This window comes from Streptomyces sp. NPDC085900 (assembly GCF_044540925.1).
GTDB lineage: Bacteria > Actinomycetota > Actinomycetes > Streptomycetales > Streptomycetaceae > Streptomyces > Streptomyces gilvifuscus.
Window position 1 is genome coordinate 99,885 of record NZ_JBITSP010000012.1, and the last position, 25,884, is coordinate 125,768.

General features: G+C 69.7%; 28 protein-coding genes and 5 pseudogenes. 12 read left to right on the forward strand and 21 right to left on the reverse strand.

Annotated features, from left to right (window positions below; genetic code table 11):
• Positions 1 to 240: 240 nt before the first annotated feature.
• The 3 genes from ACIGDI_RS33815 to ACIGDI_RS33825 form a co-directional block, all read right to left on the reverse strand.
• Positions 241 to 687: a PIN domain-containing protein gene (locus ACIGDI_RS33815; protein WP_384818740.1), complete on the reverse strand. Its 447-nt coding sequence runs from the start codon at positions 685 to 687 to the stop codon at positions 241 to 243.
• On the reverse strand, positions 684 to 926 hold the full coding sequence (locus tag ACIGDI_RS33820; RefSeq protein ID WP_272179278.1) for a type II toxin-antitoxin system Phd/YefM family antitoxin: 243 nt from the start codon (positions 924 to 926) through the stop codon (positions 684 to 686). Before ACIGDI_RS33820 ends, ACIGDI_RS33815 begins: the two co-directional genes overlap by 4 nt.
• Positions 927 to 1,200: 274 nt before the next feature.
• Positions 1,201 to 1,839, reverse strand: coding sequence for a ScbR family autoregulator-binding transcription factor (locus ACIGDI_RS33825; protein WP_399904812.1), 639 nt, complete (start codon positions 1,837 to 1,839; stop codon positions 1,201 to 1,203).
• A gap of 832 nt (positions 1,840 to 2,671) precedes the next feature.
• Here ACIGDI_RS33825 and ACIGDI_RS33830 point away from each other — a divergent pair.
• Positions 2,672 to 3,661, forward strand: a complete 990-nt coding sequence (locus tag ACIGDI_RS33830; protein ID WP_399904815.1) for a ScbA/BarX family gamma-butyrolactone biosynthesis protein — start codon at positions 2,672 to 2,674, stop codon at positions 3,659 to 3,661.
• A 416-nt stretch (positions 3,662 to 4,077) separates the two neighbouring features.
• Here ACIGDI_RS33830 and ACIGDI_RS33835 read toward each other — a convergent pair whose 3' ends face one another.
• Both ACIGDI_RS33835 and ACIGDI_RS33840 read right to left on the reverse strand, forming a co-directional pair.
• The gene (locus tag ACIGDI_RS33835; protein WP_399904818.1) at positions 4,078 to 4,314 is read right to left on the reverse strand and encodes a helix-turn-helix domain-containing protein; all 237 of its coding nucleotides are present in this window, start codon (positions 4,312 to 4,314) and stop codon (positions 4,078 to 4,080) included.
• A complete protein-coding gene (locus tag ACIGDI_RS33840) occupies positions 4,311 to 4,739 on the reverse strand; it encodes a Uma2 family endonuclease (protein ID WP_399904821.1) in 429 nt (142 codons plus the stop codon). Before ACIGDI_RS33840 ends, ACIGDI_RS33835 begins: the two co-directional genes overlap by 4 nt.
• Between ACIGDI_RS33840 and ACIGDI_RS33845 the strand changes: the two genes are divergently transcribed.
• A complete protein-coding gene (locus tag ACIGDI_RS33845) occupies positions 4,702 to 5,268 on the forward strand; it encodes a VanZ family protein (protein ID WP_399904824.1) in 567 nt (188 codons plus the stop codon). The two genes, ACIGDI_RS33840 and ACIGDI_RS33845, sit on opposite strands and share 38 nt — an antisense overlap.
• 205 nt (positions 5,269 to 5,473) lie before the next feature.
• Here ACIGDI_RS33845 and ACIGDI_RS33850 read toward each other — a convergent pair.
• From ACIGDI_RS33850 to ACIGDI_RS33865, 4 genes and pseudogenes are all read right to left on the reverse strand, one after another.
• Positions 5,474 to 5,884 (reverse strand): annotated as a pseudogene (locus tag ACIGDI_RS33850) (DUF6924 domain-containing protein).
• Positions 5,885 to 5,934: 50 nt separating this feature from the next.
• The gene (locus tag ACIGDI_RS33855; protein ID WP_399904827.1) at positions 5,935 to 6,627 is read right to left on the reverse strand and encodes an SDR family NAD(P)-dependent oxidoreductase; all 693 of its coding nucleotides are present in this window, start codon (positions 6,625 to 6,627) and stop codon (positions 5,935 to 5,937) included.
• 170 nt (positions 6,628 to 6,797) lie between these two features.
• Positions 6,798 to 7,628 (reverse strand): helix-turn-helix domain-containing protein, encoded by an 831-nt coding sequence (locus ACIGDI_RS33860; RefSeq protein ID WP_399904830.1) that lies wholly within the window; start codon positions 7,626 to 7,628, stop codon positions 6,798 to 6,800.
• Positions 7,629 to 7,954: 326 nt separating this feature from the next.
• The gene (locus ACIGDI_RS33865) at positions 7,955 to 8,824 is read right to left on the reverse strand and encodes an NAD(P)H-binding protein (RefSeq protein WP_399905307.1); all 870 of its coding nucleotides are present in this window, start codon (positions 8,822 to 8,824) and stop codon (positions 7,955 to 7,957) included.
• A 668-nt stretch (positions 8,825 to 9,492) separates the two neighbouring features.
• On the opposite strand from ACIGDI_RS33865, the gene ACIGDI_RS33870 reads away from it, so the two are divergent.
• The gene (locus ACIGDI_RS33870) at positions 9,493 to 10,182 is read left to right on the forward strand and encodes a ScbR family autoregulator-binding transcription factor (RefSeq protein WP_399904833.1); all 690 of its coding nucleotides are present in this window, start codon (positions 9,493 to 9,495) and stop codon (positions 10,180 to 10,182) included.
• Between the two features lie 277 nt (positions 10,183 to 10,459).
• Here ACIGDI_RS33870 and ACIGDI_RS33875 read toward each other — a convergent pair whose 3' ends face one another.
• On the reverse strand, positions 10,460 to 12,055 hold the full coding sequence (locus ACIGDI_RS33875) for an FAD-dependent monooxygenase (RefSeq protein WP_399904836.1): 1,596 nt from the start codon (positions 12,053 to 12,055) through the stop codon (positions 10,460 to 10,462).
• Between the two features lie 786 nt (positions 12,056 to 12,841).
• On the opposite strand from ACIGDI_RS33875, the pseudogene ACIGDI_RS33880 reads away from it, so the two are divergent.
• From ACIGDI_RS33880 to ACIGDI_RS33890, 3 genes and pseudogenes are all read left to right on the forward strand, one after another.
• Positions 12,842 to 13,575 (forward strand): annotated as a pseudogene (locus tag ACIGDI_RS33880) (transposase); the annotation flags it as partial.
• 121 nt (positions 13,576 to 13,696) lie between these two features.
• The gene (locus tag ACIGDI_RS33885; RefSeq protein WP_399904839.1) at positions 13,697 to 14,050 is read left to right on the forward strand and encodes a hypothetical protein; all 354 of its coding nucleotides are present in this window, start codon (positions 13,697 to 13,699) and stop codon (positions 14,048 to 14,050) included.
• A 472-nt stretch (positions 14,051 to 14,522) separates the two neighbouring features.
• Positions 14,523 to 14,717 (forward strand): hypothetical protein, encoded by a 195-nt coding sequence (locus ACIGDI_RS33890; protein WP_399904842.1) that lies wholly within the window; start codon positions 14,523 to 14,525, stop codon positions 14,715 to 14,717.
• On the opposite strand, the gene ACIGDI_RS33895 is transcribed toward ACIGDI_RS33890, so the two are convergent.
• From ACIGDI_RS33895 to ACIGDI_RS33905, 3 genes are read right to left on the reverse strand one after another with little or no spacing between them, the layout of a single operon-like run.
• Positions 14,707 to 15,915, reverse strand: coding sequence for an alpha/beta hydrolase family protein (locus ACIGDI_RS33895; RefSeq protein WP_399904845.1), 1,209 nt, complete (start codon positions 15,913 to 15,915; stop codon positions 14,707 to 14,709). The two genes, ACIGDI_RS33890 and ACIGDI_RS33895, sit on opposite strands and share 11 nt — an antisense overlap.
• Positions 15,912 to 16,256 carry a winged helix-turn-helix domain-containing protein gene (locus ACIGDI_RS33900; RefSeq protein WP_399368499.1) on the reverse strand — a complete coding sequence of 115 codons (345 nt, stop codon included), beginning with the start codon at positions 16,254 to 16,256 and terminating at the stop codon, positions 15,912 to 15,914. The genes ACIGDI_RS33895 and ACIGDI_RS33900 overlap by 4 nt, the downstream gene beginning before the upstream one ends.
• The gene (locus ACIGDI_RS33905) at positions 16,253 to 16,996 is read right to left on the reverse strand and encodes a hypothetical protein (RefSeq protein ID WP_399904848.1); all 744 of its coding nucleotides are present in this window, start codon (positions 16,994 to 16,996) and stop codon (positions 16,253 to 16,255) included. The genes ACIGDI_RS33900 and ACIGDI_RS33905 overlap by 4 nt, the downstream gene beginning before the upstream one ends.
• 146 nt (positions 16,997 to 17,142) lie before the next feature.
• Between ACIGDI_RS33905 and ACIGDI_RS33910 the strand changes: the two genes are divergently transcribed.
• On the forward strand, positions 17,143 to 17,493 hold the full coding sequence (locus ACIGDI_RS33910; protein WP_399904851.1) for a recombinase family protein: 351 nt from the start codon (positions 17,143 to 17,145) through the stop codon (positions 17,491 to 17,493).
• Positions 17,494 to 17,621: 128 nt separating this feature from the next.
• Here ACIGDI_RS33910 and ACIGDI_RS33915 read toward each other — a convergent pair whose 3' ends face one another.
• Positions 17,622 to 17,843, reverse strand: coding sequence for a hypothetical protein (locus ACIGDI_RS33915; RefSeq protein WP_399904852.1), 222 nt, complete (start codon positions 17,841 to 17,843; stop codon positions 17,622 to 17,624).
• 101 nt (positions 17,844 to 17,944) lie between these two features.
• Between ACIGDI_RS33915 and ACIGDI_RS33920 the strand changes: the two genes are divergently transcribed.
• On the forward strand, positions 17,945 to 18,403 hold the full coding sequence (locus ACIGDI_RS33920) for a hypothetical protein (protein WP_399904855.1): 459 nt from the start codon (positions 17,945 to 17,947) through the stop codon (positions 18,401 to 18,403).
• A 186-nt stretch (positions 18,404 to 18,589) separates the two neighbouring features.
• On the opposite strand, the gene ACIGDI_RS33925 is transcribed toward ACIGDI_RS33920, so the two are convergent.
• The 3 genes from ACIGDI_RS33925 to ACIGDI_RS33935 form a co-directional block, all read right to left on the reverse strand.
• Positions 18,590 to 18,910, reverse strand: a complete 321-nt coding sequence (locus tag ACIGDI_RS33925; RefSeq protein ID WP_399904857.1) for a hypothetical protein — start codon at positions 18,908 to 18,910, stop codon at positions 18,590 to 18,592.
• Positions 18,911 to 19,109: 199 nt separating this feature from the next.
• Positions 19,110 to 19,970, reverse strand: a complete 861-nt coding sequence (locus ACIGDI_RS33930) for a hypothetical protein (RefSeq protein ID WP_399904859.1) — start codon at positions 19,968 to 19,970, stop codon at positions 19,110 to 19,112.
• Between the two features lie 144 nt (positions 19,971 to 20,114).
• Entirely contained in the window at positions 20,115 to 20,885 is a 771-nt protein-coding gene (locus ACIGDI_RS33935; protein ID WP_399904861.1) for a transposase, read from the reverse strand.
• 80 nt (positions 20,886 to 20,965) lie between these two features.
• Between ACIGDI_RS33935 and ACIGDI_RS33940 the strand changes: the two genes are divergently transcribed.
• Positions 20,966 to 21,469: a hypothetical protein gene (locus tag ACIGDI_RS33940; RefSeq protein ID WP_399904864.1), complete on the forward strand. Its 504-nt coding sequence runs from the start codon at positions 20,966 to 20,968 to the stop codon at positions 21,467 to 21,469.
• Positions 21,470 to 21,697: 228 nt separating this feature from the next.
• Here ACIGDI_RS33940 and ACIGDI_RS33945 read toward each other — a convergent pair.
• The 4 genes and pseudogenes from ACIGDI_RS33945 to ACIGDI_RS33960 all read right to left on the reverse strand — a co-directional run.
• Positions 21,698 to 22,254 (reverse strand): annotated as a pseudogene (locus tag ACIGDI_RS33945) (ATP-binding protein); the annotation flags it as partial.
• Positions 22,255 to 22,390: 136 nt separating this feature from the next.
• Positions 22,391 to 22,978, reverse strand: a pseudogene (locus ACIGDI_RS33950) (Mu transposase domain-containing protein); the annotation flags it as partial.
• Between the two features lie 202 nt (positions 22,979 to 23,180).
• Positions 23,181 to 23,747, reverse strand: coding sequence for a hypothetical protein (locus tag ACIGDI_RS33955; protein ID WP_399904867.1), 567 nt, complete (start codon positions 23,745 to 23,747; stop codon positions 23,181 to 23,183).
• Positions 23,748 to 23,805: 58 nt separating this feature from the next.
• Positions 23,806 to 24,774, reverse strand: a pseudogene (locus ACIGDI_RS33960) (hypothetical protein).
• A gap of 97 nt (positions 24,775 to 24,871) precedes the next feature.
• On the opposite strand from ACIGDI_RS33960, the gene ACIGDI_RS33965 reads away from it, so the two are divergent.
• The 3 genes from ACIGDI_RS33965 to ACIGDI_RS33975 all read left to right on the forward strand — a co-directional run bounded on the left by ACIGDI_RS33965 (position 24,872) and on the right by ACIGDI_RS33975 (position 25,793).
• Positions 24,872 to 25,282: a DUF6233 domain-containing protein gene (locus ACIGDI_RS33965; protein WP_399904870.1), complete on the forward strand. Its 411-nt coding sequence runs from the start codon at positions 24,872 to 24,874 to the stop codon at positions 25,280 to 25,282.
• A 25-nt stretch (positions 25,283 to 25,307) separates the two neighbouring features.
• Entirely contained in the window at positions 25,308 to 25,502 is a 195-nt protein-coding gene (locus tag ACIGDI_RS33970; RefSeq protein ID WP_399904873.1) for a hypothetical protein, read from the forward strand.
• 81 nt (positions 25,503 to 25,583) lie between these two features.
• The gene (locus ACIGDI_RS33975) at positions 25,584 to 25,793 is read left to right on the forward strand and encodes a DUF6207 family protein (RefSeq protein WP_399904876.1); all 210 of its coding nucleotides are present in this window, start codon (positions 25,584 to 25,586) and stop codon (positions 25,791 to 25,793) included.
• Positions 25,794 to 25,884 lie beyond the last annotated feature (91 nt).

Sequence of the window (25,884 nt, forward strand, 5' to 3'; positions counted from 1 at the left end):
CGCGGGGCACGTGGCGGGTCGCGGGCGTTTTGTGGGTACGCAAGGTCAAAGCCCCACCAGAGCCCACCCCCTCCAGGGCTGAGGTCGGCGCCCGCGGCATCGTCGACGACACCGCCCGGCTGGCTCCCAGGTGATGCGGTGGAGGAATGCCACGGACGTCCAAAGCTGATCGAACCGCTCCGGGAGGGCACCGCGCGGCGCGGTGAGCAGGCGTCTGCGGGGCAGGCGAGGCCGCCGCGACTACAGATCCTCGGGCAGGAGCCGGAATGCCGGATGTCCGGTCAGGGGCCGGACCATGCGGAAGTGGCGGTCGGTGGTGAGCAGGGCGTCGGTGCGGTAGGCGGCGGCGAGGGCGACGTTCATGGCGTCGGTCAGGCCGATGCCTTTGCCGCCGTCGGCGTCCGCATAGCCTTCGGCGACCGCGATAGCCGCGCTCAGGTGTGTGCTGACGGAGGGCACTTCAAAGCGCCGGGTGGCGACGTTACGTTCGATGAAGCGCGCCGCGATCAGGGCCTTGTGGGCTCCGGCACGAGTTGAAATCAGGTAGTCCAGCTCGGCCAGGACCAGAGGGGAGATGATGAGGTGGCTGGTTGCTGCCAGGGCCTTCTTGTGTTCCTGGTGGCCGGTGAGGTTCGAATCGAGCAGGCGGTACAGGCCGTTGGTATCGGCGACGGCGACCAGGCTCACGCGCCCATCCCCTTGAGGGTGTCCTCGATCTCGTCGTCGGTGAGGTCGGGCAGGCCGAGGTCGGGGAGGTCGAGGTCGCCCATGGCATCAGTGGGATACGAGGGCACCTCGGTGTCGTTGATCGGGACCACCCGTGCCACGGGAGTGCCGTTCTTGGTGACGGTGACGGTCTCGCCACGGGCTGCTGCGGCGAGGATCTGGGAGGACTTCTGATTGAACTCGCGGGCCGTAGTCTCCATGTAGTACATGTTACTACGCTCGTGTGTTCCGTGGTGCGGGCGCACGCCATGGCGATCTGAGGCGGTGCCACCGCCTTCTTTCGAAAGAATTCCGGCGGTCCGCGCGTTTCCCCGCGCGCCGCCCCGCCGAAACGGTTCCGGCCGGGGCGGACCTGCCATACAGCACCCCGCGGTCTGCCCCTCCAACCGCCCTGCCCGGCCAACAACACAAGGGGTCAGCAACACACCGCAGACAAGCAGGGCGCCCACCCGTGAGGCCACGGCTGCTGGTGTGTTATCCCCGGGGGGACGCCACAGCCGCCGTCCCCCCGGGCTGCAGCCCGTTCAGGACGTCGGCCGCAGCCAGCCGGGGCAGCAGCAGGTCCCAGAACTGCACCAGCGTCTGCGCCGACATCCACGCAGGGTCCTCCGCGCCGAGCTGCTCGAAGCCGACGGTGGCCGCCACCACCGTGACCGAGGCGTCGGCGGCGGAGACGCCGGGGGCGAGGAGGCCGTCGCGTTCGGCGTCCTTGAGTACCTCCTCCACCCAGCTCTGCCACTGTCCGCGCAGATCCGCCGCCCCGTCCCGGCGCGGCGGGCCGCTGCCCAGCTCGAAGCCGGCCCGCACCACCACGTCCTCATCCAGGCGCTCCATCAGGGCGTGGGTGGCGTCGATGAGCCGCTGCAGCGGATGGGGGCCGCCCGCCCGCGCGGAGGCGCCGATCGCCCGCAGGACGGCGGCCGCCTCGTCCTCGACCGCGCCCGCCAGGGCCTGCTTGCTGGCGAAATGGAAGTGCAGCGCACCGTTGCTCACCCCGGCCCGCTTGCTGATGGAGGTCAGCGAGGCCAGAACGAAGCCGTCCCGGGCGAACACCTCGGCCGCCGCCCGCACCAACGACTCCCGCGTGCGCGCGGCACGCTCCTGTTTCACCATCGCCCGATCTCCCCTTGCCTGCGGCCGGCCCGCACCCGCGGACCGGCTCTCACGTTCGTGCCTGCCCGCCGCCCGCCCGGGGCGGACGTGCCGCGCCCGCGCAGGAAACGCGGGAGGGCCAAGCGCACGGGTCACAGAAGGCCTCGCGAACAACCGGGCGCGGACCCGCGGGTGTCCGGGCGGGTCGGCACGGCCTGTCCCCCGGACCGCACGACACGGCACACGAGATACGGACCGTGCGCTCCTCACGCATGAACCGCCGCCACCCCGGTGGACGAACAGGATTCTAACAAACCGCACACGCGGTCTCTATTTTAATCGTGAAGGTCTTGCGGAGCCAGGGCCGCTCTCATGCCGTTTTCCGGCCCACCGGGGCGCGAAGGCCGGCACACCGGCCGCCCCCGGCCGCCCACGCCTCTTCCCGCGACCGCCGCGCCCCCTCACCCGGCGGCCCCGCGTCCGCCGGTCCGCCCCGCACGCCCCTCCGGCCCGCTGTGATCAGGGAATATGCCGTTCGCATGGGGGACATCCTCGGGCAGGCCGCTCGAGAACGGCTCGAGAAGACGGCGGACGGCGCCCCCGCCGGCCCGGGGACGCTTGGATGCTCCAGGGCGCCGCGAGGGCGCGGGAGGTGCCCGTTGAGCAGGGATGGAGCGTGCATCGAGCGCTCCTTTGGCCGAGAGGGAACGCGGTGCTCCACATATTGCCCACGGGAACTCCGCATTCCTTCTAGAAATTAAACCGGGTGGTATGTATCTTCACTGTCCTCGGCGCTCCACCACCCACATTCCGGCCACATCCAGGCCACGGCGGCTCGGGGGGAACCATGTCCATGTCTGTGAGCACATACCGCACCAACCGCGCGATACCCGGCATGACGCATCCGCAGGACCCCAGCGCCCCCGCAGGCGGCGGCGCCCTCGCCTTCCAGCCTCTGACCAGCACCGTCCCCAAGGAACTCGTGCACCGCGCGAGCGTCGCCGAGGTCATGCTGACCGACTGGGCACGCCGCGAAGAGGACCGCTTCATCCTGGCCGCCCAGTGGCCCCGCGGGCACGGCTTCTTCACCGCCGTCGACGGCTGTCACGACCCCCTCATCGCCGCCGAAACGATCCGCCAGGCCGGCCTGCTCCTGGCCCACGCCGAATACGGCGTCCCCTTCGGCCACCAGTTCCTCGTCAGCGACCTCAGCGTGGCCGTCCGGCCCGCACACATGCGCGTGGCCGCCAGCCCCGCCTCCCTCGAACTCGAGGTCAGCTGCCGCGACATCAAAGAACGCCGCGGCGAGCTGACCGGCCTGCGCATCGAGGTGGACATCCACCGCGACGGCCACCTGACCGCCACCGGAGGCGGCGCACTGACCTGCATCCCCCCCAAGGTCTACCAGCGGCTGCGCGGCACCCAAGGCCCCGACGGCATCCAGGTGCTGCCCCTGACCGCCCCCGAACCACCCCAGAGGGTCGGACGCATGTCCCCCATGGACGTGGTCCTGTCCCCCATCGGCGAACCCGGCCGCTGGCAACTGCGCGTCGACACCCGCCACCCCGCCCTCTTCGACCACCCCCTCGACCACGTCCCCGGCATGCTCCTCATCGAAGCCGCCCGCCAAGCCGCCACCGCCACCCTCGGCCACACCACCCTCCCCCTCACCGTCGAAAGCCAATTCCTGCGCTACGTCGAACTCGACACCCCCTGCCTCATCCAAGCCACCCCCACCGACAGCACGGACGAGCAGGGTGCGAAGCGCGTGCACGTCACCGCCCGACAGAACGCAACCACCGTCTTCTCCTGCACCCTCACCATGGCCCCACCCCACCACTGACCACCCCCGCGGCCTGCGCTCCCCCTCCCGAAAACCACGAACCTTCCGGGAGGGGGAGCACAGGCCGCCCGGGCCGCACCGGGCGGTCACCCACCGGGACGCGCAAACCACCACACCGCCCCCCGCCCACGCGGCAAACGCGCCCGCCCGCCAGACGGCCGGCCAGGGCGCCACCCGCAGCCACACCCCCAGCCGGACGGCGACCTCCCGGCACCGACGCGGGTGAGGGGAAGCCATCCCGGCCCGGCCCGCCCACGGCAAAGAACACCGCCGACCGGACCGCAACGAGACCCGCCCCACCGCCCCCATGCCGCATCCCAAACGACGACCGCGCCCGACAGCACCGCCCACCACACACGGGGGCCTTCGCCACGATCAAGAACCGCCCGCGGTAACAACGCTCGTGATCAATACACCTAGCGCGCAGGGTGATGTGGGCGGAAGGTCTCTTCCTCGGTGGCGGTGAAGGTAACGGTCAGCCGGCAGTCCAGTGCTGCGGCGATCCGGTCCAGCAGGGCGAGAGTCGGCAGGTCTTTGCCGGACTCGATCCGGGAGATTGCGGCCTGTCCGGTCCCCGCAAGTTCGGCCAGCCTGGCCTGGGACATCCCCCGCTGACTGCGCCACGACCGCACCAGGTGCGCGGTGTCGTTCACAGGCCGCTGTCCGCTCCGTAGCGGGGCAGCCCGGCCGTGTCGATCTTCCATCCGGCGACGGTAACCGTGTCACCGAAGAGGTAGTGCTGCCGATTGTCGTACGTGACCTCACCAGTACGGCGGGTGGGCGCCCAGTAATGCACGGCACTACCGTCCCGGGGATCGATGATCAGGCAGTGCGGAACTCCCATGGCCGGATAGTCCCGCAGCTTGCCTTCGTAGTCGTTGGCCGGGTTGGACCGCGAGACGATCTCGATGACCAGATGCGCGCGACGCGGGTCGATCGCGTCGCCCTCGGCGACGTCCTCCTCGCGGCATCCATACGCTGCCGATATGTGCCACCGGTAAGACTGCCCATGGCAAGGGGGCCGCAGTAGAGGGGGCAGGGTGCGACTCGAAGGGTGGCACTGGGTCGGCACGTTCACCGGGGTGGTGTTCCTCACGGTGGCCGCACTGCCGTTTGCCGCGTTTGCGGCGTGGGCCCTGGCCCGTCGGCGGAGGCTCGCCGGTGCCACGGCGGCGAGAGCGCGGCGCATGTCGCTCGCTGAGGTCGGCATTGTCTACGGGACGGTGCCACCTGTCTGGTTGATCCTGCTGCCGGGCGACGAGGGCCAGGCGGTCGTGAGTCTCCTGCCGCTGCGGGACCTGCTCGCGATGGACACGGGCCAGATCATCGGCAATCTTCTGGTGTTCGCGCCGCTGGGGTTCCTCGCCCCGCTGCGGTTTGCGCCGCTGGCATCGGTACGGCGAGTTCTGGCGCTCGGGGCCGGCTGCTCGGTCCTGGTCGAGACAGCGCAGTACGTCCTTCGACTTGACCGGGTGTCGTCCGTGGACGACGTGCTGCTCAACACCGCCGGGGCCGGTCTCGCCGCGCTGATCTCACGCCGCTGGTGGCGCGCCGCCAAGAGCCCGCTCGCGCCCGCGGGAGGAGCGGGTCGGGAACGGGCCTCCTAGGTCAAGGCTCTTGAGCTTGCCCCCTGCCGCAGGCTGCTCAAGGTTCAGGCGGAGTATCCCGACGAAGACCACCTGCTGCAAACCCCAGGCGGACCCGACGTCACCTACGGAACGCTCAACACCGAGCTGAAGACGCAGAGAATCCGCGTCCAGGAGACGGCACAGGTCACGATCCCGCAGGCGCCGCAGCCTGACAGCCAGTGACTCAGAAGCCCCGAAAAACACCGTCGCCGTCGACGGCACCGGCGAACTCCTCGAAGTCCATGTTCGCGCCCGAGAGGTTGTTCACGATGCTCCACAGCTCGGCTGCCACCACGCGGACACCACACCCACGATCACCCCGCAGGTCCACCACAAGGAGGGGCAGTTCGGCCGAGGTGACAGCCGCGGAGTCCGCCAGCACAGGAAGGGGATGCCGGTACGCGGGGAGGATCAGGTCGATGGCCTGGTCAGGCGTCAAGCCCTCCTACCTCCGGTCGTCGACGAGCGCGACGTTGGCCAGGAAGCCGTCCTTGCCGGGCGAATACAACGCCCCCCGAAGAGCGTCCCAGGCACCGTCCGCCGAGAAGTCAGTGCGCACAACAAGGGCTTTTAAAGTGCAGGGGAACTGCTTCATGCGCGGGCAGTACCGCCAAGCCCGTGAACCATTGCGCTCGCAGCGCCAGCTCACCACGGCAGGTGCCCGGATCGGTCGATGAACCCTCCCGTCGGGCCGTCCGGGCCGATCGTCGCGAGAGTCACGATGGACTCGGCGCCCTCGGCGACGCTGTGTCCCAGGCCGCCGGTGAAGTCGGTCGCGGTCTGCCCGGGGTCTGCGGCGTTGACCTTCACGTCCTTCAGTTCCTTGGCGTACTGCGTCGTGAGCATCGTGACCGCGGCCTTCGACGCGGCGTACAGCGGCAGGGCGTACTGCGACTCGATCCGCGCCGGGTCCTGGGTCAGGCCGAAGGAACCCATCCCGCTGGAGACGTTGACGATGACAGGGTTCGGTGACTTGCGCAGCAGCGGCAGGAACGCGTGGGTGACACGCACGATCCCCACGACGTTCACCTCGAGCACGGCGCTCATGTCCGCCGCGGTGTACTCCTCGACGGGGCCCACCTTGCCCAGGACGCCGGCGTTGTTGACCAGGACGTCGATCCTTCCCTCGTGCGCGGCGACGTCGGCGGCCGCGGCCCGGACCGAGGCGTCGTCGCTCACGTCGATCTGGACGAACCGGGCGCCGAGTGATGCGGCCGCGGCCCGGCCGCGCTCACGGTCGCGGGCCCCGACGATCACGCTGTGGCCCAGGGCGAGGAGCCGCCGCGCGGTGTGCAGACCGAGAGACTTGTTGGCCCCGGTGATGAACGTGGTGGTCATGCTGGCTCCTCCTGGCTGCCGGACAGCATCGTCGTGCGCTGTTCACGCACTCGATGCTGGGCCCTCGGCAGCGTCGGCGGGAGCTACGGGACTTCCTGGTACCGCGCGTACCACGCACCAGTCGGTGCGCTGCTCCCGACGCAGGAGACGGACAACCGGGGACCTCCGCCTCAGGGGGAGGACATGCTCTGGACACCGATGGTGGCGAGCAGTTCGAGTTTGCTGCGGGCGTCGGTGCCCGGCTGCGGCGTGTACACCACGAGGCGGAGATTGCTGTCCTGGGCGGCAAGGACGTCGGAGTTCAAGGCGATGTCTCCCACCTCCGGATGCCGGACGAGTTTGTGCGCACTGCGGTGACCGCCGACCGCCCGGCGGCTCCACAGCTCGGCAAAGCGTGCGCTGAGCTTCAGCCTCGACACCAGCGCCGCAAGGTCGGGATCGTCGGGGTACCGGCTCGTCGTCGCCCGCAGGTCGGCGACCAGGGACTCCTCGAAGGCCGCCCGCTCGGCCGCCGTCTGCCTCACCCGCGGCAGCTCACCCAGGAACTGCCGGACCAAGACGTTGCGTTCTCCCACACCACGGACCGTGGGATCGCCGAACGTCGCCGCGAACAGCCGATTCCAGTGCAGCAACTGCCAGGTGGCGTCGTAGACCGCCAGCGGACTGCCGGCGAGCTGGTCCACGATCCGGTACAGACTCCCCGGGATCATGCGCGGCACCCGGCTCGGACCCGCCGCATGACCGGCCATCCGCAACAGGTGAGCATGCTCCTCGCCGGACAGCTGCAGGGCACGCGCCAGGGCCGAACAGACCTGCGCCGACGGAGTCGCCACCCGCCCCTGCTCCAGCCGGACCACATACTCCACCGAGATACCCGCCAGCGCCGCCAGCTCCGCGCGCCGCAGACCGGGCACCCGACGGGGTGAACCGTGCGCGAAGCCCACCGCCGCGGCATCCAGCCGGTCCCGCCACGCCCGCAGCGCAGCACCGAGATCACTCATGCCCACCATCCTCCCGCACCCCCTCCCCCCACCGGGTGGCACGCACGTGCACCACGAAAACCCCGCCCCCGCCCCACACCCCAAAGGCCCAGAGCCAGACCGCGGCCGGAACAGCCGAGAAAGGAAGGCGACCCCACGGCCCGCGCGACCACCTTCCCCCAGCGGCACAGGCCGCCGGCCGTGACCACCTGCCCGGCACCCCACCCGCCGGGGCCTTCGACCACGACCCGCCACCGCCCCCCGGGTGGCCGGCCGCCCCCGGCGGGCCGGCCGGGCGAACGCTTCACAAAAGACAGACACCCCCCGGGGGGGGGCGGCCCGGCCGGTCACCCGGCGGGCGCGAAGGCCGCCAGATGATCCCTCGCCCACCCGGCGAACGTGCCCGCACGCCGGCCGGTCAACGCGCCGACCGTGTCCGTGACCCCCGCCTTCGCCCCGGCCCGCTGCCGCTGCGCGCTCTCAAGCAGCGCCTCGACGACCGGCGCCGGATAACGGGATGCCCACGCGGCGCGCGCCTCGTCCAGGGACAGCTCCTCACACCGCAGCCGCACCCCCAGCAGCCGGCCCAACTGCTCGGTCTGCCCGGCCGCGGTGACGGCCTGCGGCCCGGTCAGCGTGTAAGCACAGCCGGCATGCCCCTCCTGCGTCAGCACCCGCGCGGCCACCTCCGCAACATCGCGGGGATCCACACAGGCATGAGGCGAACTCCCGTACAGCGCACGCACGATACGCGCAGAGCGGACAGAAGGCGCCCACGCCAGCGCGTTGGAAGCAAACGCCCGCGGGCGCAACAACGTCCACTCAAGGCCCGAGACGCGCAGCAGATCCTCCATACCACGCTGCCAACGAGTGATCAGATCATCGGCCTGCTCATCCAGCACCCCGGCGGCGGACAGCTTCACCACCCGCCGCACCCCCGCCCCCCGCGCCGCCGCCAGGAACCGCTCGTCATCACCGCCCGCGAGATCCGTCGTGACCAAAAACGCCGTCCGCACACCCTCCAGCGCCACAGCCAGCGACGGCGGATCACGGTAATCCCCGCCAACCACCTCCACCCTCCCCGCCGCCCCCACCACCCGGACCAAGCCGGCCACCCGGGCCGGATCCCTGGCCATCACACGCACCCGCCAGCCGGCCCCAAACCGCCCCAACAGTTCCCGGCCCACCGTCCCCGTCCCCCCAGTCACCAAAATCACCACACCCACCCCTCCCCCTCGCCCACCCCGCCCCGCCCCGCGAACCGCCCATCAACTCCCGCCCCCCCGACGGCGACTGCCATACCGGACTCCCACCCCGCAGCTACGGCGCACACCTCCCACCCCACGCCAGGAAGGCGACACCTGCCCCCGCGTCCGGCACACCACCCCCGCCCCCGGGCGGCCCGGTGCGCAACTCCCGCCCCCGGGCGACCCAGTGCAGCGACTTTCGCCCCCGGGTGGCCCGGTGCGCGGCTTTCGCCTCCGGGCGGGGTGGCGCGGTGCGCGGCTTTCGCCCCCGGGTGGCCCGGTGCGCGGCTTTCGCCTCCGGGCGGGGTGGCGCGGTGCGCGACTTTCGCCTCCGTGGCCTGCACGGGCTCTCGCCCCGCCCGATTCGGTGCAAGGTGCCGGCTCTCTCGCGGAGTGCGGCACGAACGCCCGCCCCGCCGCGGTCGGGCGCGGCTCCCGCCGCCGGGTGCGGTCCCCGGCTCCCGTCCCCGCAGCGCGGCCAAGACCCCCCTCCCCGGGAGTGGTGACGCCTCTGGGTGGAGCTCCTTGAACGTTTCACGACAGGAAGGGGTGCCGCTCCCGCCAAACACCTGTAATATACAAACTGGACGGTTTTTTATTGGGTCGTGGGGCTCACCGGCACACAGGAGGAGGCCGACATGGTGAAACAGGAACGGGCGGCGCGGACCCGGCGCGTGATCCTGTCGGCGGCAGCCAGGATCTTCGAAGAACGCGGCTACCAGGCAGCCACCGTCAACGAGATCCTCGCCAGCGCCGGCGTGACCAAGGGAGCCCTGTACTTCCACTTCCCCTCCAAAGAACACCTCGCCGAAGGCGTCCTGCACGCCCAGGACCTCGACGTCCCCATCCCCGAACGCGCCTGCAAAATCCAGCAGATGGTCGACACCGTCGTCCTGCACGCCCACCGCCTGCAAACCGACCCCATGGTCAGGGCCGGCGTCCGCCTCTCCCTCGACCAACAAGCCCAAGGACTCGACCGCAGCGGACCCTTCCTGCGCTGGAGCGAGGTCGGCACCCAACTCCTGAGCGAAGCCAAGACCCAAGGCGAACTCCTGCCCCACGTCACCCCCACCGAGACCGCCGACGTCCTCGTCGGCGCCTTCGCCGGCATCCAGGCCATGTCCCAGGCCCTGACCAACTACCAAGACCTCCCCACCCGCGTCAGCGCCCTGCTCCGCCACATCCTGCCCAGCGTCGTCGTCCCCTCCATCCTCACCGCCGTCGACCTCACCCCCACCCGCGGCGCAGACGTCTACACCGAACTCCAAACCCTCCACCCCGACCTCCCCACCCTCCACCCCGAACGACAACCCGCAGCCGTCAGCTGACCCCCCGGCCAAGAACACCAGCCCCCCCCACGCAACGCCCCGGCCGGCGTATCCCCGCAGACGCACTCCGTCAGCGGTGGGCGCATACCGGTTCAGTCCGGCAGGCGGCGTCCTGGTACAGGCCGCAACGACGGCTCCGTCATGAAGACGGCACACCTCACCACGGCCGAGGGCGGACAGGCCGGAGCGCACCCGTGGCAGGACGCCGCCGCCTCAGGACCGCGCCACCCCGGCAACACCCCCCCGGCACGCCGCGCAGGTGCGGGAGCCCGCACTGTCAGCTGACCGACCCGGCCAGCACACCAGGGCTCTTCACTGCCCCGGCCGGCCCGAAGAGCGCCGTCAGCGCAGCGGCCAGCCCGCCGGCCCCCGACGCCCAGGCGTCCGGCCCCTCAGCATCCGACGCCCAGGCGACGTAACCATCCGGGCGCACCAGCAGCGCGCAGGGCAGACCCGGCACCGGCTCCGCCCGCACCACCCGCACCCGGCCCGCCCAGCGCTCAGCCTGCCCGGCACAAGCGGCGGCGGTGCCGCGACGGTCGCCCAGGAGCAGCAGCAGCGGCGAGCCCTCGGTCAGCAGACCGATCACATCCGCCGGGCCCCGGCGGGTGTGCAGGACCGTGTTGTGCAGGAACGTTCCCTCCCAAGCAGGAGAGCCGTCACCACGCCCGGGGAGCACGGTGTCCTGGGCAGAGACCATCGACGCCAGCACACCACTCTCCCCGCCCCGGGCCAGCAACTCCCCGAACAGCGCCCGCAACGGCTCCAGTTCCGGACCGGGCCGCATCAAAGCGAGCTGGGCACGCGTGTGGTCGATCACCCGCTGCGCCGCCGGCCGCCGCTCCAGGTCATAGCTGTCCAGCAGCCCCTGCCCCGCCTCACCCCGCACCGCCAACGCCAGCTTCCAGCCCAGATTCACCGCATCCAGCACCCCCGTACTCAACCCCTGCCCCCCGATCGGGAAATGCACATGCGCCGCATCCCCCGCCAACAACACCCGCCCCTTGCGGTAACAGGCCGCCAGCCGGGAGAAATCACTGAACCTGCTCAACCACCTCCCCTCCCCCAACACCACATCCCGGCCGGTGATCCAGCCCACCTCCCGCTGCAACTCCTCCAGCCCCAGCGGCCGATCACGCTCCACGGACGCACCCGAACAGTTCAGCGTGCGCAGGCGGACCCACCCGCCCTCCAGGGGCCTGGCCACGATCCAGCCCCGCTCGGTGCGCTGCCAGCCCGCCTCCAGGCCCTCGCCTCCCTCGACGCGGACGTCGCCCGCCATCGCCGACACCGTGGCCGGAGAGGAACACGAAGCAAAACCCGCCTCACGACGCACCACACTGCGGGCCCCGTCCGCCCCCACCAGATAGCGCCCCCGGCACACCACCACGCCGCCCGGCCCCCGCGCGGTCACCCTCACCCCGCCCGGCCCCTGCCGCACCCCCGCCACCCGGAACCCGCGCAACACCCGCACACCCACCGCCCGCGCCCGCCCCTCGAAATGCCGCTCGAGTTCCTGCTGCGCACACTTCAACACCGGCACCGGCTCCCCCACCGGCACCGAAATCACCAACCCCGCCATCCCCGCAAAATGAAACACACTGCTGCTCACCGGCACCCCCCCGGCACTCCCCCCACCCGCCCCGCCCCCACGGCCCTCACGCCCGGCCGCCAGCCCGCCCAAAAACCCCCGCCGCACCAGACACTGCACCGCCCGCGCATGCACCGTCGTCGCCCTCGGACACCGAGAAACCCCCGCCCGCGACTCCACCACCACCGTGCGCACCCCCCGCCCCGCCAACTCACACGCCAGCAACAACCCCACCGGCCCCCCACCCACAACCACCACATCCCCCGCAACACCCCGCACCATCCCCAACCTCCCCCAGACACCGACCAGCCAACGAACAGCACACGAACGACGAGGCGAAGGAGACGCAGCACACCCAACCCCGGCAGCCACCCCACCCCGAACAACCCCCACCCCCCAGGACACCAACCGCCTACCCCCAGGAAGCCGAGCCGCCCAGCCACCCGCCCGCACGAGCGAACACCAAAAAAGATACCGGGCGAGCGGTTTTCCAGCAACGGCCGTACACACCCAAAAACCCACCACACCCCACCCCAAAACCACACCCACCAAAACCAGAAACGCCGCCGACAGAACGCACCCCCAAGAGACGCCAAACCACCCACCCCACAACGAAGTCGGCAACCGTCAAACCCGCCGCAGCACCACACCCCCCCCAACCCCCGCACCACCGACCAACCACACCCCCGCAACACCCCCACCAAGCCCGCCCACGCCGACACCAACAAACCAAACCAGGCCACAAGACACACCAACACCAAGCCCACCGGGGCCGAGAGGGCGGATTCAACTGGTCGTCGCAACACCCTGATCTCGGAGGTGTGCGACGTGGCCACGGCGGACTGGAGTTTGAAGACCAGCGATGTTCCGGAAGGGCGCCGTCGGCAGTGGCGCGCTGACCGTGCCTTGCGGCCGGCGATGCGCTCGCCGGGGCGGCCTGACCCGTCTCGGGTCGTGCAGCGCCAGTTCTGGCGACTGATCGCCACGGGGATCACGACCGCGGAGGCGTCGCTGGCGGTCGGCGTGTCGTGGCCGGTGGGTGCGAGGTGGTTTCGTCACGCTGGCGGCATGCCTCCGATCTCGTTGGCCGAGCCCACGGGGCGGTACCTCACGTTCGAAGAGCGCGAGGAGATCGCGATCCTCTGGGCGATGAGCAAGGGCGTGCGCGAGATCGCAGCGCCCTGGGGCGTGACCCCGGGACAATCTCTCGCGAACTGCGCCGCAACGCCGCCACACGCAGCGGCAAGCAGGAGTACCGCGCGACGGTCGCCCAGTGGAAGGGTCAGCAGGCGGCCAAGCGCCCGAAGAGTGCAAAGCTCCTGGACAACGACCAGTTGCGGGAGTACGTGCAGGAGCGTCTCTCTGGGAACGTTCGCGGCCCTGACGGGACGGTCGTCGCGGGACCGCAGACGCCTGCCTGGAAGGGGCTGAACAAGCCGCACCGGCAGGACAGGCGGTGGGCGACAGCATGGAGCCCGGAACAGATCTCGCACCGGTTGAGGGTCGACTTCCCCGAGGATGAGTCCATGCGCATCAGCCACGAGGCGATCTACCAGGCACTGTTCATTGAGGGCCGTGGGGCGCTCAAGCGGGAGGTGGTCACGTACCTGCGCACCGGCCGGGCGCTGCGGGTTCCCCGAGCGCGGTCGCAGAACAAGCCGCAGGGGCATATCACCGCGGACGTCGTCCTCAGCGAACGCCCCGCCGAGGCCGAAGACCGCGCGGTCCCCGGACACTGGGAAGGCGATTTGATCATCGGGACGGGCCGATCCGCGATGCCGAAGGCGTTGCACCAGTCGTCGAGCTGACCACTGGGGAGCAGGTGTGGCATCAGCGTGGATACGCCGCCGAACTTCTGGATCAGCAGGACGCGGCCGCCCACGCCCTGACCATCACGGTCACTCCCACGATGAAAGGCACCTTGTGCAGACCACCGACGCCACCCCCTCCCGCCCGACCATCGTCGTGCTGTGCGGATCCACCCGCTTTTGGGACGCCCTCGCCGAAGCCAACGCCTACGAGACCGCGGCCGGCCGGATCGTCCTTGCCCCCGGCTGCGACATGAAACGCCCGCACCCGCTGTGGGCCGACTCCCAGCAGGCCGACCGCATCAAGGCAGTGCTGGATGACCTGCATCTGAGGAAGATCGACCTCGCTGACGAGGTCCTCGTCGTTAATCCCGGCGGCTACATCGGCGACAGCACCCGTCGCGAGATCGCCTACGCACAGCGTCCTCGGCAAGCCCCTCCGCTACACCCACCCCCCAGAAGGAGATGACCGCTGACCCACGCGGTGCTCCCGCTAGATGAGAACAAGGGCCTGGTGGCCCACGGTGTATCTGTGGGCCACCAGGCCCCTTTTGCGTTGCTTCGGCTTCTAGTAACGCGATGGCGAGCGCCCTCGCGAGCGACACCTCAACATGCGGCACCGAGCCGACATCCACGCGTCCACGAGCGTCGTGGTCGAGACGCCGGGTGGCCTCGCGCAGGGCATCATCCTCGTCGCTCGAGACAGTCCAGGCCCGCCGTCGGTTGTGGTCCCGACTTCGCCCTCGTGTCGGGCGCTGTGGGCTCGCATCGAATGGACTCTGGATAAGCTCCCCGTCTCCGGACCCCAGAGCACATTGGGGTCCTCGCGTTTGCCGGTAAGAACCGCGTCACCAGCCGCAAACGGCGGCAGCAACCGGGCGGGGACTCAAGGAGCCGAGCCTGCTGCACAGCTCGGTGCCGGCCTGGTGGACACCGGCGGAGTGCCTGCGGCGCGGATGGCGGCGCTGGCCCGGTATGGGCTGGGCTCGAAGGCCCCGACCTCGCGGGACCTGGAGGAGAGCCGGAAGACCGCGACGATGCTGGCCACGGTCCGGCACCTGGAGACCGCCTCCGTGGACGACGCCCTGGACGTCGGACCCCGCGTTGCGCGCGGTCCGACGCTTCTCATGGGATGAACTTCACCTCTGGGAAGGCCGCGCTCGGGCCGTCGAGCAGATGTCCCCGGCGGTGTCGCAGGTGTAGGTCGAAGAACGCGAGCGGGTAAGCCTGCTGGATCCGGACCCCCCGAGCCGGATCGAGGGTGCCGATCATGTCCTGGATCTGCTGGTTGGTCATGCCGAGGACCTTCCCCGCTTGCGGGATCAGTGTCGCGTCGTCGCCGTACGTCTTGTGGATGGCCCCGTCGGCCTGGATGTTGAGCCGCCAACCACGAAGGTGTGTCCAGAACTCGGCGACGTCCGGCATGGCGGCCCGGGTAAACGAAGCGGTCATCATCATGAACGGCCGGTCCAGGTCGGTGGAGATGGTCGGCTGCATCGGACCGTCGATACTGAGCCCGGCGCCAACACGCTGGTCGGCGAGCATAGTGAGCGCGGTGGCGGTGCCACCCTTCGACCAGCCGAACGCGCCGATGCACCTCGGGTCGAGGGCGCCGGGCAGGCCCTGGGGCAGTGGCCTGCCCTCGACGTCGGGGTTGTGCCCGCCGGCAAGGCCCTCGACGACGTCGAGCACGAACCGGAGGTCCGTGGCGAAGTCCCGGGGCCCCAGAAACGGCGGGACCACTGCCGGAACGGTGAGTCGACCGTCGGGGAACTCGCTGAACGCGTCGTACGTGTGGTCGACGGTGAGCACGGCGTAGCCGTGGCTGGCGAGTTCCTGGACCATGATGGTGTGGTCGCCGCGATGGCTGCCCGCGCCGTGCGAGTACACGAGGACGGGCAGGCGATGGCCCGTTTGGTGCACGGGTGCGCCGACGTGTGCGGCGGTGAGTGGGCCGAGGGCGGGATCGAGGGGGAAGCCGACGTCCGTCAGAAACGCCCGCAGCGCACCCTGGGTCACCCAGGGAGCACGCGGCAGGTCCTTCGTCTTGCAAGCGGGGTACCAGACGCTGGCCATCAACTCGCGGGGATGCCCCGGGCCGGCCACAGGATCCGGACGCGAGGTGTCGACGAGGTGGAGCGGCACCGTGCCCACCGGGTGCGGCCCGGTGGGGGCGGGCAGTGTGAGCTGTACCGGGCCGGTGGCGGCCGAAGCCGCCCATGCCTGGCGCGCTGCGCTGATCGGTACGGCGGCCCCGACGCTGGCAGCCAGCGCGGCTGTGAGCATGCGCCGGCGCGTCAGGTCCGTTCTCGGGCTGGCCGGTGTGGTGGTCACATGTCCTCCCCGGGGTTCTTGGTCGGTGTCTCGATCTGCTGGATGAGTCGCTTGAGCTGGGTGACTTCGTCGCGCAGCGCGCGCTCGCCCGCGGGGGTGAGGGAGAGCCAGGTGCGGGCGCGCTTGCCCTCGTAGCCCTTCTCGATCTCGACCAGTCCGGCCTTCTCCAGGACGGTGAGATGCTGGCTGAGATTTCCGGCGGTGAGGCCGAGTGCCGTGCGTAGGAAGCCGAACTCGACCCGGCGTGCCTGGTGGGCCACGGTGAGGATGCCGAGACGGACGCGCTGGTGGACCACGTCGTTCAGGCCGTTGACGGGATGCTGATCGGGCTCGGAGGTCATGAGACGTCGTGCCGACGGGATCGCTCGGCCAGGCCGAAGCCGAGGGCGCCGAGCAGGAGGAGCAAAGCCTGGAGGCCAAGGCGGGGCGCGGCGGACCAGGGGGAGGTGACGGGGATGAACTGGAAGAGCTGGAAGCGGGTGAGGAACGGCACCAGGAACAGGGCCAGGTACGCCAGGGCGAGCAGCAGCAGGGCACGGCTGCGCTCCACCCAGGACAGTACGAGCAGCGGCAGTCCGACGGCCGTGACGTTGCCGACGAGCATTCCGACGAACCCCGTCGCCTCGGAAGTGGGGTCGAGGTGCAGGCCCCAGAAGTCGATCGGGTCGCCGGGCTGCGGGAGCCCGTGACGGGTGGCCCAGAACGTGGTGGCGGCCACCAGGCCAAGCAGGGCTACCCCGGTGAGAATGTACGGCCGGACCGGGGTGCCGACACCCCGGTCGCGGGAGCGGCGGATGTAGAAGAACGTCGTCGCGACGTAGGCGAGGGCAAGCCCGAGGTCCCAATAGTACGGCGAACCCTGCTTCACCCCCACGGTGCAGCCCATGTCTGCGGCGGGGGCGGTTGCCGGGCAGGGAACGGTCTCGACGTGGAAGGTGAAGCGGTTGACCAGGATGCCGCCCAGCGTGAGCGCGCCGAGCAGCAGGAGAGGAAACCAGGTGCCGCGCTGAGCGGCTCGGACCTTGCGGGTCAATTCACCGAGACCGGCGAGGACTTCGTGAGGCGTGCCTTGCGAGGGCATCGAAGCGTCTGTCACCCAGTCAGCTTTGCATCACAAACCAGTTATGGCAAGAAATCTGTGTGCACTCCAAGATCGGATTCGGAAAACCCGTGTGGCCCCGGGTCGACCCCGCTGGCTTGCGTTGATGCCAAGGGGCCATCAAGTCCTTGCCCCAACACCTTCAGGCGCGCGCCACCGGCGGGCAGAAGCTCGACCGCCAGATCGATGCCCTCACCGCGGCCGGGTGCCGGCGCATCTTCGCCGACAAGAGGTGCGGCAAGGACGACCTCCGGCCCGAGCTCAAGGCCTGCCACGCCTTCCTCGCCGCCGGCGACACCCTGGTGGTCCCCGCGCTGGACCGCTACGGTCGCTCCCTCAAGGACCTGGTCACCATGGTTGGCGAACTGCGGCGCCGCGAGATCGGCTTCTGCTCGCTGCACGAGCGCCTGGACACCACCACCCCCGGCGGCCGGCTCGTTTTCCACGTCTTCCGCTCGCCGAGTTCATCCGTGAGCTGATCGTCTCCGGTGCCCGCGAGGGCTTGGATCCTCGTCGGCACCATTCCCGGTCTCGACCACCTCCGCGGCCGGTCCACGCCCCTGGTCTCCCGACATCCCGATCCGGCCCAGGCACTCGCCATCGCCCTTCAGGTCAGGGGGAGGACCGGCGCCGGGCACTCCGCCTTCTCGCCGATCTCGCTCCTGCCGTACCGGAGTTCCGCATCTCCGGGTCCCCGCTTTCCGACCTCGCCGCCGTCGCCCAGGACGACCATCTCGCTGCATACCTCGGTCTCGGCCAGGATCCGGACCGGACCACTCCGGGCCTCGCCGTGGTCCGCGCCTGCGGCGGCGCCGTCCGTGAGGGGCACACTGCGGACGGCCTCCGTGTCGAGATCGGGGGAGTCCCCGAACTTGTGGACACTGTGGCGGATTTGGTGATAGTTAGATGATCTGATCAAGGGGAGAGGTCATGCCACGAAGACTCGGACCGGTGCCGTCCACGCACTACGAGCATCTGACGTCAGACTCCGCCTATGGGTCATCCCGGATCCGGGTCTCCCAACCCCACCCCATCAACCTCGAACGTCCCGCCACCGGCGCCCACCGCGCCACCCTCGCCTGCGCCACCTGCGGCGACCCCGTCGAGATCACCGTCCTCAGTCTCGCCGCCACCAAGCTCTGGCGCCTCGGCTGGCTCCTGGCCTCCGCCCTCAGCCTGATCCTGGTCGTGACGTGCGTCCTGGGCGTGAAGAGCACCGTTCCGGACGGCGGCGCGCTGCCCCTTTTCACCCTCGGCCTGCTGTCCGGCATCCTGCTCTCCGTCTACGCCATCCTGCACTGGCGGCACGAGGACGGAGTCCGCGGCCCCGGCCTCCCCTGGCGCAGCGGCAGACACTATGTCCGCCACTTCTGGGCCGGCCCACGCTGACAGCGGAGCCGAGGAGATCTCCCGCAAGCCGTGGACCAGTCCGTTGGGGGGAAGACGGTTGAGCCGGGCGGTGGCCTCGGGCCCGTACGGATGCCTTCTCTTGGCGCGGCTGCCAGCCGCGCCGAACGGCTGCCTGGCCGGGGTCCGCCTGATCACGGACGGCTCACCGACATCACGCATTCGAGTTCAGTAACGGGCCTTCGATTCACGTCCCGGCTCGTCAGCGGCCATGCGGGCTGCGAGATAGACATTCCAGTCGTCTTTGGCATAGTTCGCCCACCTCTGGGCTGCGCTGGGGTGCATGCCGAACAGATCGGCAACCACGATGGGCGGGAGGCTGGTAACCGCTTCGATCATCACGGTGTTGCGGGCGGCGAGGACGGGTAGCCCGAACTGATGCAGCAGGTTGTGAGTGCCGACCGCGTTCCTTGGCCTGCCCGATGCCTTACCCGGGAAGAGGTGGCCGTCCCCGTTGCCGAACTGCTGGCGTATCCGTGAGTCGGTCACGGGCTGATGTCCTCGGGCCGGGCGAGCGGGTTGGCCAGCAGCCGGGTGGACTCCTCGAACGCAAGCTGCTACGGGTGCTCCGGCGATCACACCGCTACTGAGATTCTTCACGTGATGTCGCTAGTTCCGGCTGCTGAACAGCAACAATGCTCGACCCATGAACGGCTACGCCCAAAGATCACCAGTAGACACTCTCGGCTCAAGCATCCAGCACCTTACGAATCTGTCGTTGCGTCACCTTGTGCCGGACGCAGCCAAAAAGCCGCTCCAGTTCGGAGCGACCCGCTTGTTGAGGGACGCGGGCCAGGGCGCGTACGGCAGTGCCGGTCAGCGGGGTTCGCACGGGTGCACGTTCGACCAGGTCTCCAAGGGTGCGGATGGATACGGGATGCGGGGGCAACAAGGAGAGCAGCCAGGTCAACCCGGCGAGTGCAGGCAAGTTGTACGGGTCGTAGCCCCCGTCCCCGCGACCCCCGCCACTGGCGGTGAGGTCCAGCCAGGGCGTCACCGCCCGGCGGATCTCCTCGGTGCCGATCGGGGCGGTGAGGGCCAGCGCCCTGCGGTCCCAGGCGCGCGTGGGGCGCGCCACCGGCGCGAGCAGAGCGTGGCCGATGACGCCGGGCCAGGGCTCGCCAAGCGAGGGCAAGTCGGTGAGCAATGCATCGGCCCATGGCTCGCCGGGGTTGAGTACGGGGTGGCGAAGGCGGTCGAGCACCGGTGTCACGCATTCCGTGGGCCAGGCGTGCTCCAGCGCGGAGCGGCGAAGCAGGGCGACGACCGGTTCGGGTACGTGCCTGCCGGCGTCCAGCAGAGCCTGGCTGCACGTCCACAGCTCGTCGCTGATTCCACAGGACCAGAACTGATCTGCCATCTCCATCAGCAAGGCTTCCCATGCCTGGCACCAGTCGGCATCGGCGATGTCACGCGAGACTGCGGCGAGCAGCACCAGCCCGCGGTTACCGACCCCACTGTCTGCCGGTGTCGTTACTGCCTGCTCCACGAAAGACCGGGCCAGTGCAATGCGGTCTGCCTCTGACAGACCGCGCAGCACCGTCGTCACTCCGAAGCCCTCGTGCCATGAGTCCTCCGCAAGGAGCAAGGCACGCGACAGCTCGGCAAGGTCGCCCTTGCTTGCCAGCTCCCCTATGTAAGGGCTGTCCCGTAAATGATTTTGGACTTACCTGCTGACCGGCTCGTTCCTTGGTCACCCGGCGAGGGCGAGGTTGTGCAGGCGGGCGATGCCGAGCATCGCGTGGTGGACGCCGTCGCCTTTCAGGCGGCAGTCACGCAGGATCTTCCAGCTCTTCATGCGGGCGAAGACGTGCTCGACGCGGGCTCGGACTTTGCGGTGGGAGGCGTTGTGTTCCTCTTTCCAGTCCGGGAGTTCGGTCTGACCGGGCTCGCGGCGGTGCGGGATGACCAGGCCGGTGCCTCGGTAGCCGCCGTCCGCGATCACTACGGCCTTGCCGACTGCGGCCTTGGCGCCGGACAACTCCCATGCCTTGCAGTCGTTGCGGTTGCCAGGCAACGGTCGGCCGACAGCGACGACGAGCCGAGTGTCTGCGTCGATGACGACCTGGTGATTCGTGGAGTACCGATAGTTCTTCGACTGCTCGGCGACGGTGTGGTCACGGGTGGGAACCAAGGTGCCGTCAACGATAAGCACAGTGTCCCTGCGGAACCGCTTACGCGGTTGGAGTGCGAGCGACGGTGCAAGGTGGTCGATGATGCGGCCGGCTGCCGATTTCGAGACCCCGAACAGCGGCGCCAACTGCCTCAGAGTCAGGTGCGTCCGCCAGTACGCCGCGATCAGCAGAACCCGGTCCTCCAGCGGCAGGCTCCACGGTCGCCCCCTGCGGACCGCGTCCGCGCCTTCGCGTCGCAGTGCGGTCAGCAGCTTGCCGAACTGCCGCGGGCTCATCCCGGCGAACGGGGCTATCCAGGACGGATCCGACGCAGTGATCACACCAGCCACATCAAGATCATCCCACCGGATGTCCGTGCGGCCGAGGCCACATCCACCGATAACAGCAGCCGATGAGGGGGAAGCGGCGCATGGGTAGTCTCTTGAAGCGGGTCTCGGGGATCAACTGGAACGAACTCCGTGACGCACAACAGGCCCCGGCTGGAACCATCCCCCCTCTGTTGTCCCGGATCGCGTATGCCGATGAGGACACCGCACGTCTTGCCATAGACGAACTAGGCGACACTGTTTGCGCATTGGGCTTCGTAGTCGGCGAGGCGACGGCCCCGACGGTTCCGTTCCTCCTCGAACTGGCCGGAGCCCCGCATGTGCCCTGCAAGGCCGAGTTGTTGGACTTACTGGGAAGCATCTGCCGGGCCGAGCAATGGCACTCCGCCGCTGCGGTGGCAAGGGACAGCAAGTACTACACGAGCTACAGGGAGCAACCCGGCTGGGAGGCGGCCGCCAGGGCAGCAGTAACCGCAGGCCGGCCAGTCATCGAAGGTCTCGCCGCATCCGTGCGGCCGGAGGAGTCGGCTCCCGCACGCAAGCTTCTGCAGGTCATGGACGAGGTGCCGCCGTTTCCAAAGCTCTGAGCGGTCATTGCGGGACAGCCTTTAGTCAACTCGCGCAGCTGGGTCCCACGGTGACGTCACCAATTCCATGGCTGGAGCGTAAGGGCAGCCACCGACAACGCGAGGGGAACGCGATTCGAAGGACTTCCCTCCCCCGCGCCTACCCGATGATCTCTGGGCGAGTGGTTGGCGAGATCAAGCATTGATGCTGTTCCGGCAGCTGAGAAGGGCGACATCACGCGAAGAATCTCAGTAGCCGTTCGAGGGTGTGCCCGGCTTGTCGGCGGGTCCCTTGGGCCGCTTGTTGGGCCGGTAGCTGGGGCCGTTCATGATGACCTGGTGGCTGGAGTTGATCAGCCGGTCCAGCAACGACTCGGCGACGACCGGGGTGGGGAAGAGGGGATACCAGTCGCTCGGCGCCCTGTTGCTCGTGATGATCAGAGACCGGCCCTGCCGCTCGGAGACGAGTTCGTAGAGGTCATCGGCCTGGGACGCGGACAGCTGGCGCATGGCGAAGTCGTCGAGGATGAGCAGGTCAGGGCGGATCAGTTCACGCATGCGCCTGTCCCAGGTGCGGTCCGCGTGGCCGCCGGCGAGCTCGGCGAGGATGCGGCTGGTCTTGGCGAAGCGGACATGACGGACTCACCGGAGTGGAGCCAGCGCAGGGCCGCAAGGTCGCGGATCTGGGCGGCAGGCAGCTTCGGAAAGGCGTTGAAGTCGAAGCCCTCCAGGGTGGCCTGCTGCTCGAACTTGGCCTTGCGCAGGCGGCGTTCGAGCGCGACGGATTCACGCCGGGTGATCTCGTCGTGGCAGAGGACCTGGAGGAAGTCGAGGTGACCGAGTTCGCCCTTCTGGGCCTGGGTGAGGCGGCGTCGAGGGTTTCGAGCATGCCGGACAGCTGCAGGGTCTTGAGGGAGTCACGCAGGGCGGTGGTCATCACGCTCACCGGGCGGCCTCCTCGGCGTCATCGTGGCCCTGGTCATCGTGGGCGCCGCCGGGGATCTGGGTGGGGATTGTGGCCGCGAACAGGCCCTCGGGCCCGTGCAGGAAGGCGGAGGCTCCGCCGTCGCCGGTCTCGGGTTCCGGGTCGGTCTCGGTGCCGGCGACCAGGATGCCCTTGACAGTGCGGTAGGACGGGTCGCCGACCGCGATCGCCTTGCGGCAGGCGGCCTCCAGGCGCGTGTCGCCGTACTTCTTGCGCAGCCCGAGTACCCCCTGGGCGGCCCGGAGCCGGTAGAGGGCGTTGACCTCCAGGAGCTGGTCGATCACCTCCCGGCAGGCGTCACCGACCTGGGATGCCTGGCCGCGGCACCAGATCGGCGTCCGCATCTGGAAAGCGATCTTCTCCGGCGGGTAGTCAACCTTGTCGGTGCGTTTGCCCTGCTCAAGTGCCGCGTGGGTCTTGACCAGTTCACCGTCGTGGAAGACCTGCACGGTGACGGCGGTGGCGCGGACATCGACACGGCGGCCGATCAGTTTCCAGGGCACCGAGTAGAGGGTGCGGCCGACCTTGATGTGAATGTCCGGGCCGACCGGTTTCGTGCTTGAGTGGAAGTCGAGCCCCCTCGACCCGGGTGCTTCGACTGTTGGCTATGTCAGCTTGGGTCGACTGTCCCAGGGTGTACACAGCGTACTTATTTATGTAAACCCTGGGGCGGGTGTGAACGATCACCTTGAGAATCAATTCGAGGTTCAATAGATCCTTCCCCTTCACGCCGTTGGTCGTCCGTCTTTAGGCGGCCTGGACCGCGGCGATCGCCTGCTCGTAGGTGTCCCTCTGGGTGTCGATGGTCAGCTGCACGCCCTCTCCCTCCGTGGTCTCCTCGCCCATCCTGGACCCCACCGACGCAAGGCCGAAGGCGGTGCGGCGGAAGTCGCTCGCAGCCGCCCGGGCCCGCTTCGCGCCCGGCCACTCGGTGCGGTAGCGCCCTTGCGGCAGCCGGCGCATCACGAGTTCCTGGGCGACGTCGGTGATCGCCTCCGGGTCGGCGTAGCTCGTCTCGATGGGGATGAGGACGCTGGAGAGCAGGACGTCGTCGGGGTTGAGGCCGAGCAGGGCGTAGGACCAGCCTTTGTGTTCCTCCCAGTTCAGGCGGATGCCGCCGTGGCCGTGGGTGCGGCTGGAGTCCCACTGCAGGAGCATGTAGCCGGCCAGGTCCCACCGGATGCTGTTGATGTTGGCTCGCACCAGGCCGGGCGGGATGCCGCGGGCGAGCAGGGCGGCGTCGACGGCTTGGACGCAGGGCCAGTGCGGCAGTTCCTGGGGCCAGCCGGGGCGGCCGGGCGGGTCGAGCAGCACAGGCACTCACCTCCACAGGGCCGGACGGATCGGTGCGGGCCCATACAGATCGGTCGGGTCAGGAGGCGTGGCGGAAGACGGCGGCCGGACCGATGACGGCCGCGCTGCAGGCGGGCTTCGCGAGCGTTGTCCAGGCTGATCTGCGTGGCGACCTGGTCGGCGTCGACGAGGTCCTCGCCCTTGAGGACGAGCCCGGTCAGGCGTCCGCGTTGCAGGCCGGCGGCGTCCATCAGCTGGTAGGCGAGCTGGCGCAGGTCGTCGTCGTGCGCGGACGGCTCCGCGAGACGGCGGGTCTTCTCCCAGCGGCTGCCCCGGCGAAGCGCAGGGTGAGGGTCACGGCCTGGGCGGCCTGGCCGCGGCGGCGCAGCAGCAGATCCAGTTGGACCACGAGCTCGAGCAGGGCGGCGCGGACGGCGGCGCCGTCCAGTACATGGTGGTCGAAGGCGCGGCTGACGGCCGCGGCAGCGGGCAGCGCGCGCGGGACGACGGGGCGGGGGTCGATGCCGCGGGCCCGGTCGGCCGCCGTCCGGCCGGCCCGGCCACCGAGCAGACGCTTCACGGTGTCGGGTGAGACGGCGGCGAGCAGGCCCACGCTGTGGATGCCGTACTCGCGCAGCACCCCAGCCTGGCGAGGGCCAATGCCGTGCAGCGCTTCTACGGGCAGCGGACCCAGCCAGGTGGCGACATCGTCGGGGGCGACGGCGAGGACGCCGCCGGGTTCCGGCACCTGGGCGGAGGCGGTGGTGGCCACGGTGATCGACGGGCCGATGCCGACCCGAACGTCGACCCCCAGACGGGAGAGCGTACGTGCTCGCAGGACCTCTCCCAGGTGGCCTGCGTCGGTGCCGTGGTAGCGCAGGGCGCCCTTCAGCTCAACCAGCGCTGCGGTGGGCGGCAGTGCCTGCACCACCGGGGACAGCTCCGCGAGCTGCTCCAGGACCTGCCGGTAGGCCTCCTCCCCCAGCCGGTTCGGGCAGCGCACATGCATCACCGTCGACACCACACGCGTCGGCTGGCCGCTCGTCATGACCCTCACCTCCCACACCCCACGTTATCGAACAAAAAATCGAACACGCGAGAGGCGCGAAGCATGGATCATGAGCATAGAATCAAAAATGTGTTCGATGACCTGCCGCCCGACCTGGACCGCCTGCGTACCCTGCGCACCTGGCACGCTGTGGGTGCAGCGCATCGACGCCAAGATCCACGCCCTGCTGCGGCGCCAGGCCGAAGCCGAGCACGGCCGCCGCCACCGGCCACCGACGCCGGACTGGGTCGTCGAAGTGGGTATCGACACCGGACGGCCGCGTATTCAGTTGCACGCCGGAGACTGCTACATGCTCGGCTCCCGCCGTCGGCCCGTCGACCGCGACGAAGCCCGCCGGCTCCTGGCCGACGGCCTGCGCGCCTGCACCCACTGCCGGCCCGACAACCGGCTCGAGGTCCTCGACTTATCCCGGCCCACGACTCTCCGCGCCGCTCGAACCTCTGTGCCATGCCGCCCGATACCCTCCCCACTGGGCGCTGTGTGGTGATCACCCCAGGACAGGACCTTCCCCGATGACGACTCCCCCGCCGATCGCCGATCCCGACCCCTCCGCACTGACCTGCAGCGGCGACCAGGTCGGCCTGTGCGCGGGCTGCCAGCGCAAGACCCACCGCTACGGACGCGGCGGCCGGCCCCTGTGTCAGTGGTGCATGGACGCGGTGCAGGAGAAGTGGGGCACCAGCGTGCGCTTCAGCGTCCGCACCTGACCACCACCCTTGACCCGTACTCGGTCGGGTGAAGCGGAGCCTGTGCAGAACCCCGCCCGGGCCCGGTACGTCATGCCGGGCATGAGACCGATCCACGACGCGCACATCGCCGAGCCGGGCCTGGCCGTGATCGAGGTCGCCGCCTACGACGACGCCACCGCCTTCGCCGTTCAGGAACTGCTCGCCGCGCGCTGCGCGATCGCGCAGGCGGACCGTACAGTCCGCGAACCCGGCGAACCTGGCGTGAGGCTGCGCTGCTTCCTGGACCTGCGCCAGGAACCCGACATGTAGCCAGCCACCAGGCACCCGACCAGCAGGGCCGGGACGCACCGCGGCCCCGAACACCAAAGCGCTCGGGGCTGCAGATGCAGGCTGTGGTGGG

Bases quoted from the DNA above. Each gene is read 5' to 3' on its own strand.
- ACIGDI_RS33820 (WP_272179278.1), bottom strand. From the start codon at position 926: ATGGAGACTACGGCCCGCGAGTTCAATCAGAAGTCCTCCCAGATCCTC.
- ACIGDI_RS33825 (WP_399904812.1), bottom strand. From the start codon at position 1,839: ATGGTGAAACAGGAGCGTGCCGCGCGCACGCGGGAGTCGTTGGTGCGG.
- ACIGDI_RS33830 (WP_399904815.1), top strand. From the start codon at position 2,672: ATGTCTGTGAGCACATACCGCACCAACCGCGCGATACCCGGCATGACG.
- ACIGDI_RS33855 (WP_399904827.1), bottom strand. From the start codon at position 6,627: ATGACCACCACGTTCATCACCGGGGCCAACAAGTCTCTCGGTCTGCAC.
- ACIGDI_RS33860 (WP_399904830.1), bottom strand. From the start codon at position 7,628: ATGAGTGATCTCGGTGCTGCGCTGCGGGCGTGGCGGGACCGGCTGGAT.
- ACIGDI_RS33870 (WP_399904833.1), top strand. From the start codon at position 9,493: ATGGTGAAACAGGAACGGGCGGCGCGGACCCGGCGCGTGATCCTGTCG.
- ACIGDI_RS33875 (WP_399904836.1), bottom strand. From the start codon at position 12,055: ATGGTGCGGGGTGTTGCGGGGGATGTGGTGGTTGTGGGTGGGGGGCCG.
- ACIGDI_RS33900 (WP_399368499.1), bottom strand. From the start codon at position 16,256: ATGACCTCCGAGCCCGATCAGCATCCCGTCAACGGCCTGAACGACGTG.
- ACIGDI_RS33905 (WP_399904848.1), bottom strand. From the start codon at position 16,996: ATGCCCTCGCAAGGCACGCCTCACGAAGTCCTCGCCGGTCTCGGTGAA.
- ACIGDI_RS33920 (WP_399904855.1), top strand. From the start codon at position 17,945: ATGCCACGAAGACTCGGACCGGTGCCGTCCACGCACTACGAGCATCTG.
- ACIGDI_RS33940 (WP_399904864.1), top strand. From the start codon at position 20,966: ATGGGTAGTCTCTTGAAGCGGGTCTCGGGGATCAACTGGAACGAACTC.
- ACIGDI_RS33965 (WP_399904870.1), top strand. From the start codon at position 24,872: ATGACCTGCCGCCCGACCTGGACCGCCTGCGTACCCTGCGCACCTGGC.
- ACIGDI_RS33970 (WP_399904873.1), top strand. From the start codon at position 25,308: ATGACGACTCCCCCGCCGATCGCCGATCCCGACCCCTCCGCACTGACC.
- ACIGDI_RS33975 (WP_399904876.1), top strand. From the start codon at position 25,584: ATGAGACCGATCCACGACGCGCACATCGCCGAGCCGGGCCTGGCCGTG.